Source organism: Bacillus cereus group sp. MG4 (assembly GCF_040460055.1).
In the GTDB taxonomy this organism is placed as follows: Bacteria; Bacillota; Bacilli; order Bacillales; family Bacillaceae_G; genus Bacillus_A; species Bacillus_A wiedmannii.
Genome location: NZ_JARVGZ010000007.1, coordinates 1 through 6,094 on the forward strand (window position 1 = coordinate 1; position 6,094 = coordinate 6,094).

Here is a 6,094-nt window from a genome sequence, read left to right on the forward strand (position 1 = left end):
GTGAAGGAATAGACATAGCTTTAAGAAACGGTACACAATTCGGCAGACCAAAAGCAGAAGCAGATGAAAAATTTTTGACTGCACATCAAAAATGGAAAGCAGGAGAAATCACCGCTACAAAAGCCATAGAAGAAGCAGAAATGAAACGTACAACATTCTATAAACTAGTAAAGGAAATGGAACAAAAAAATGAGCAAAGGTAAGCCCCCTGCTCATTTTTTTTGTTAATAAAAAATAATATGAAACTTTTCTACTATGAACAAATTTAAATGGTAAAATAAAATAAGCTCCATGGTTAAAGTTACCAACTTACGGCGGTAGTTGGAGAATATCAAATGAACTTTTTAAATACTTCTGGAAGGGTTGCATCCACGACCAATCCGAATAACCGACGTCCTCAACGAGGAATCGGGATTGCACTGATTCTTATCGCTGTCACTTTTGCCATTGGAATATTGAGTTTCACTGTATTTCCCCATGTAGCTTTATATATGGGACTAATTACTGGCGACCAGTATGTACAGATAACAACCAAGTTTTTCGAGTTTAGTTTTAAAGTTATCGAAAGCGGTATCTCGATAATACCAAGCAGTATCCCCATAAGATAATGCTTGGCGTCTTAATCTTCAAAGCTTTATGATTTGTCGTTGTCACTAATGTTTTCGGGCCATTCTTATTATGTCCTAATATTGCATCTTATGCTCTAGGTGTTGAGTTGACCACTCACCTTAGGACCTTGGTTAGACTAACTAAATCCGTCCAGTAAGTGTAACTGCAAAGATGATTGATGGCATATAAGAAAAAATGAAAAAGGGGAAGAGATGCTTGACCGGCATCCTCTTCCCCTTTTTTTTTGAGAAGAGACGCTTGGCGGCGTCTCTTCCCCGTTAGTTTGCGCGTTCATGAAAAAATTTACTGATTAAAAAGCATGATCATTAACTTTTGCTTTTACCAGTAATCAATAGGATTCGCGCAATTCCGCACTTTGAACAGTTGTCATTCAATTAATCACCTTCACTTCAGATCATATTTTCTTGCATTCTTACTATAGGTATTTGTTCGCCAATAATTAATGACCAGTTAATTATTGATTTGACCTGACCTGTGTTTTGAAAGTTGGATTATAATAACAAATGGTTTCAAAATGCTCCCTTTCAGGTTTTACTGCATCCACTTACCATCATTATAGCATCCTCATATGCATTGTAAACCGAGCAAATTGGCAATTATATCAAACTTTTAAATGACTAAAATAAAATTTTAATCTTAAATAAGTTTTTATTTCTTATTATTTATCACTTACTACTTACCACTTACATTATGACTGTCATTTGAATCGTTCATGACCGTGACTACAGGAAAATCAACATTTATCAAGAATTATACACTCATGACTCAGTGACTCATCAATGACCATGAACGTGTAACCGTAAAGCTTTTCATAAATGTTCCCCCACTCTAATTTAAGGAGCGATTTTAAATGCCGTCTGAAAACGAATGGATAACCGTATCAGAGGTATCCGAAAGATCAGGAATACCGGTTGAAACTATTAGAAGATACATAAGGACACACGGGCACCATTTAAAGGTTCGAAAGCTACACAAGAAATATCATCTACATGATGAATGTATGACCGTAATTGATCAAATTCGAAATTTATATGCTCAAGGTAAAAATGTTAATGAAGTCGATCAAGCCTTATCCAATGCCGGAGTACCATTAACTATAACTGTAGAACCAAACGTTCATGACAGTCATGAACAACATGAACATGATGAACGATTAGAAAACATACTGATAGAAATGCAAAAAAAGCTTGATCAACAACAAGAATTTAACCGACTACTTCTAGATAGACTAGATCATCAACAAAAATATATTGAAGACCGGCTAGAAAATAGAGATCGCATGCTAATGGAATCTATCAGACAACTTCAAGAAGAAAAACAAGCCCGTTTAAAAGTTGCAGCTACTTCTGTTCAAGAGGAAATAAAAACGTCTCAGCAAAAAAAATGGTATGAGTTTTGGAAATAAGAAGGAGTGAATGCCATGAAACGAATCAACAATAAAGAACTCAGAGAAATTAGTAAAAAATACGGAGAACGTACTCAAGCTCCACAATCTGAATTCATTAAATATAAAAGTCATGAACAGTTTTATGATTTAATTATGAAGCACAAAAAGGAAAAAGAATGGAAATTCAAGGACGAAAAATAAATTAGAATCCATCATAATCAAGGATAATCTACTAGAAAAAGACAGATTATAGTTGATTCCACTAAGTTATCCTTGAATTTAATTGTGTTATAAGACTTAAATGGTTAACTTATGGTTACTCCTTTAGTAAGTTTGATTCATAATAAAAAAGAGCTAGCCCCTATGGACTGCTCTTTTTTTGTGATATATAATTTAGTTTAGATAGATTTACTTAGTAGCTTTCATTGTTTGGTGGACAATGAGAGCTTTTTTTATTTTTATCAAATTTATACTCATACATAATACTCACCGCTGTTTCAAAGTCGTATTTCTCACATAGATCCAAGAAGTACGAACGATTATCGTATTTTAAAATTCTCTTCCAAAGCTCGTAATCTATTAAACCTAACAAATCAGCTTCATCTATCTTCTCCTTAGCAACTTGCTCATCAGTTTTATCTTCCATTTCAAATCTCTCTTTTAAGCCTGGTGACCACTGCAATTGACGCTTACCTTTAAAACAACGTGCATATTCTCTAAACAAATTCAAATACTTTTTATCATCTGTTTCAAGATATTGTCTTAAAAAATCAAACGGCGTCATAGAATCATTTTTTGCTTTTTTAATATGTGCTTTACTAAGTTCTTGCTCCAAACTCCATGTACCGTGTTTAGCAAGATATTCTTGAGCTTTGTCTCCAGCTTGCAAATCAAGCCCCCGTCGGTAATTCACAGTTAATCCAGCACTAGAACATGCTTTTTCCCAAAGTGGAAACATTTCTTTTCTGATTTTCTTTAAGTCAACATCATTTGTATAGAATAAAGCGACATGTACATGTGGATGAAAACCATTTTTACCATATGTAATTTCAAAAACTCGAATTCTACCAATTAGCCCCATATCATCTCTAATATTGTTATAAGCTCGTCCACTAAAAAAACGTTTAGTAGCTTCTCCGAATTTTTTTAATGAGTCTTCTAATTTATCACTTTTCTTATGACTAAACGTAAGAGTTAACAAAGCAATATAACCACCATCATTTTTATGTATATCAAAAGCTAGTTGTAACTCCTTACGTCTTCTTTCACTAATTTTAGCTGCGCAAACTGGACAATTCCAAACACTACCACAAACAACAAGACCTTTGTAAAATGCTTTTTTTGTTTTTTTATGTTCCCAAACCGGAACATTCGAAGATCCAGGAACTAACATACTCAAACACTTTGAAACACGTTCATTCGGTAATGCTTTTTTCGCAACAGATTGACAGGCATAACGTTCTGTCCGAGATAATCTAAGTTTTTTATCCAGTTGCCTTTGTTCAATTTCTGATAACATTTTTTCACCTCTCTTTGTCCCAATAAAACCAGTGATGACAAGGCGTGAACAGATCTTTATAGTCTAAAAAGTGGACGGTGATTTCGTAGTTACTTACCAAGGGACACACCGACTCTTTTTCAGCTCTCAATTTTCACTCGTTCGGAAAATAGCATTTTAACACCTGTATTAATTACATCAGCTTGTGTCATACCTCTGTCCTTCGCCACCCTATCAATCAATTCAATTGTCTTAGGATGTAACTTATACGCCTTCGAACGTTTCTTTTCAGTTCCTCTAACCACTTTTGGCATATCATTTCCCCCTTTCTGTATTTTTCACCTCTATGTTACTATACAGAGCATTCCGCAGGGCATACCCTAAAAAAAGCTTAACATCAACGATTGACCTTGTCTACATGAAACCAAAAACCTTCGGCTAAAACCCCGTCCCTCATCGTGAGATATTCTCACCCCCATTCGGATAAACAAGGAATTTTTCTCTTTCTTCATCCGTTAAATCTTCTGGATCAACACCCTTTTCTCTACAATACTGATACATTTCTTTCACTTTAATTCTAGGCTCATTAGGAGAAGAAGGAGCTGTATATACTCCATCCGGAAAACCAGCTTCAAACTCTTCCATTTCCCTTCTTAACTTTTCAAGACGTTTAGCTTCTTCCACTCCATCTGTTTTCTTCATTCAAAATCCCCCTTCAACTTGTTTATTTAAACCATACAATCATCTGCAAACAAATAAAAGAGGGGTGGAATTTTTACACCCCTAGTCCGTTTCACTATTTATCCTTCAAATAGCTCGATCCCCAACCCCTTGTCCAAGGGGCTCCCTCGCCGGTAGGCACCCCCAAAACGGTTGTTTTGGAGGACATAAAAGGGTCTTGGTATAGTTAGTCGGTCAACTCCTTATGCTCCTTACAGTCCGCTACCGTTGACCAACACCATACGTAGTCCACTCCTTCAAAAAAGCATTATTCCGCACAAGGAAAACGGAAATCTGGATTGTTAAGCCCCTCTTTAATCGGATTGAAATACACGTTCTGCTCACCTACACATACTTTTTGATTCATGAACATCTCCAATTGCTTGATTACATGCTCATTTGCCTCGACTTGACTAGATAACGTAGAACCTAGCCCATTTTCTCGTTTTAGCTTGTTGATTTTTTCCTGTAAAAGTTGTCTCTGTTCGTCAGTATGTTTATATTGCATCATTTTGCATATCTCCTTCAGTAGTCATTTTTGTTTTGGTAAGTAAATCATGTATTCTAGCATCTTTATGCGGTCCAAATTAGCAAGCCGTATAGACTCACTTGTTGTCTTCAATTCATTTTGTCGTCGCCAATCGGCAATTAAGCTACGAAAATAGTTGCGTTGATCTTCATCGTACTCATACATCCCAAAATTCTAGACCTTTCCGACCTTCTAAATGGGCATACTTCTTACGCAACACCTCTAAACGAGCTTCTCGGATCCCTTCGTCATATTCACCGTTAATGTACTTAACGATAATCGGGAAGTGCTTTCTAGAAATGTTTCGTTTACCTGTTTCATACTTTTGTAACAATGTTTTTGCTATATCTAAAACCTCCGATAAATCACGTAGTGATAGCACTTGATTCGTTCTTTTTTGGCGTAACACTGCTCCAAGTTCTTTAGTTGTTTTCTGCATATTATTGCTCCTTTATTGCTTGATAGAAGGAACATAAGCATTTGATAAGGATTATGTCTACCCATACGAGTACAAAGTTTCCAAACGGATACAAAACACCTCTCAAGGTGGGTCTAATAGGTGAAATCACTGATTCAATTGTAAAAATGCCTATAGGAGAGAAAAAATTGAAAAATTTTGTGACAAGCTATTTATATGAGTTAAACGATTTGAAAAACGTTTCGAGCCCACCGGGGTCTATGACAACGGTTCGGAAGGATTGTCCGTATCTTTTTCATGAAAGGAGATGATAAAAATATAGAATTCAAAACTTATAGGTATTCGTATTTGTATACTTTTACGAACACTTAAAAATCACCTGAAAACGGTCATATTTATTGTTCGTATTCATATAAAAACACTTTACGAATGTTCGTTTAGTTGATGGGTGTTTTACGAATAGAAATGATACAATTAAATTACTGGAGGAATAAAAAATGAACACTATGAAAAAATTTGGTTATGTACGAGTAAGTAGCAAAGAGCAAAATGAAATCAGACAAAAAGAATCCATGCTTGAGCAAGGTATTGCAGAACGTGACATTTACACAGACAAACAAAGCGGTAAAGACTTCAATCGAGAAATGTATCAAACATTAAAAAATCAATTAAGAGCAGGCGATATACTATACATACATTCTTTGGATCGCTTTGGAAGAAACAAAGATGAGATAGAAAAAGAGTGGAAAGAAATCACGAAAGATATCAAAGCTGATATTGTTGTACTGGATATGCCATTACTAGATACAACGAAACACAAAGACGATATGGGTTCATTTGTATCAGACCTCGTATTACAAATACTTTCATGGATGGCAGAAGAAGAACGTAAGAAAATCAAACAAAGACAAC

General features: G+C 35.3%; 8 protein-coding genes and 1 pseudogene. 4 read left to right on the top strand and 5 right to left on the bottom strand.

The genetic code is table 11. The features are described from left to right. The 3 genes and pseudogenes from QCI41_RS30535 to QCI41_RS30545 all read left to right on the top strand — a co-directional run. A pseudogene (locus QCI41_RS30535) lies at positions 1–203 on the top strand (recombinase family protein); the annotation flags it as partial. Positions 204–1,480: 1,277 nt separating this feature from the next. Further along, a complete protein-coding gene (locus QCI41_RS30540; RefSeq protein ID WP_353839128.1) occupies positions 1,481–2,035 on the top strand; it encodes a DUF3967 domain-containing protein in 555 nt (184 codons plus the stop codon). Between the two features lie 15 nt (positions 2,036–2,050). Then, the gene (locus QCI41_RS30545; protein WP_262718505.1) at positions 2,051–2,218 is read left to right on the top strand and encodes a hypothetical protein; all 168 of its coding nucleotides are present in this window, start codon (positions 2,051–2,053) and stop codon (positions 2,216–2,218) included. A 211-nt stretch (positions 2,219–2,429) separates the two neighbouring features. On the opposite strand, the gene QCI41_RS30550 is transcribed toward QCI41_RS30545, so the two are convergent. The 5 genes from QCI41_RS30550 to QCI41_RS30570 all read right to left on the bottom strand — a co-directional run bounded on the left by QCI41_RS30550 (position 2,430) and on the right by QCI41_RS30570 (position 5,203). Next, complete coding sequence (locus QCI41_RS30550; protein ID WP_262718506.1) at positions 2,430–3,536, bottom strand: protein rep; 1,107 nt, start codon at positions 3,534–3,536, stop codon at positions 2,430–2,432. Between the two features lie 119 nt (positions 3,537–3,655). Beyond that, positions 3,656–3,829 (bottom strand): hypothetical protein, encoded by a 174-nt coding sequence (locus QCI41_RS30555; RefSeq protein WP_262718507.1) that lies wholly within the window; start codon positions 3,827–3,829, stop codon positions 3,656–3,658. Between the two features lie 139 nt (positions 3,830–3,968). Then, entirely contained in the window at positions 3,969–4,217 is a 249-nt protein-coding gene (locus QCI41_RS30560; protein ID WP_353839130.1) for a hypothetical protein, read from the bottom strand. Between the two features lie 286 nt (positions 4,218–4,503). Further along, a complete protein-coding gene (locus QCI41_RS30565) occupies positions 4,504–4,746 on the bottom strand; it encodes a hypothetical protein (RefSeq protein WP_353839131.1) in 243 nt (80 codons plus the stop codon). 175 nt (positions 4,747–4,921) lie between these two features. Next, on the bottom strand, positions 4,922–5,203 hold the full coding sequence (locus tag QCI41_RS30570) for a helix-turn-helix domain-containing protein (protein WP_353839133.1): 282 nt from the start codon (positions 5,201–5,203) through the stop codon (positions 4,922–4,924). 476 nt (positions 5,204–5,679) lie between these two features. Between QCI41_RS30570 and QCI41_RS30575 the strand changes: the two genes are divergently transcribed. Then, the coding region (locus tag QCI41_RS30575; protein WP_353839264.1) for a recombinase family protein at positions 5,680–6,094 on the top strand (415 nt) is incomplete at its 3' end.

What these genes read in the sequence shown, in the direction of transcription:
- QCI41_RS30560 (WP_353839130.1), bottom strand. Translation starts at nt 4,217, where the DNA reads ATGAAGAAAACAGATGGAGTGGAAGAAGCTAAACGTCTTGAAAAGTTA.
- QCI41_RS30550 (WP_262718506.1), bottom strand. Translation starts at nt 3,536, where the DNA reads ATGTTATCAGAAATTGAACAAAGGCAACTGGATAAAAAACTTAGATTA.
- QCI41_RS30540 (WP_353839128.1), top strand. Translation starts at nt 1,481, where the DNA reads ATGCCGTCTGAAAACGAATGGATAACCGTATCAGAGGTATCCGAAAGA.
- QCI41_RS30570 (WP_353839133.1), bottom strand. Translation starts at nt 5,203, where the DNA reads ATGCAGAAAACAACTAAAGAACTTGGAGCAGTGTTACGCCAAAAAAGA.
- QCI41_RS30565 (WP_353839131.1), bottom strand. Translation starts at nt 4,746, where the DNA reads ATGATGCAATATAAACATACTGACGAACAGAGACAACTTTTACAGGAA.
- QCI41_RS30555 (WP_262718507.1), bottom strand. Translation starts at nt 3,829, where the DNA reads ATGCCAAAAGTGGTTAGAGGAACTGAAAAGAAACGTTCGAAGGCGTAT.
- QCI41_RS30545 (WP_262718505.1), top strand. Translation starts at nt 2,051, where the DNA reads ATGAAACGAATCAACAATAAAGAACTCAGAGAAATTAGTAAAAAATAC.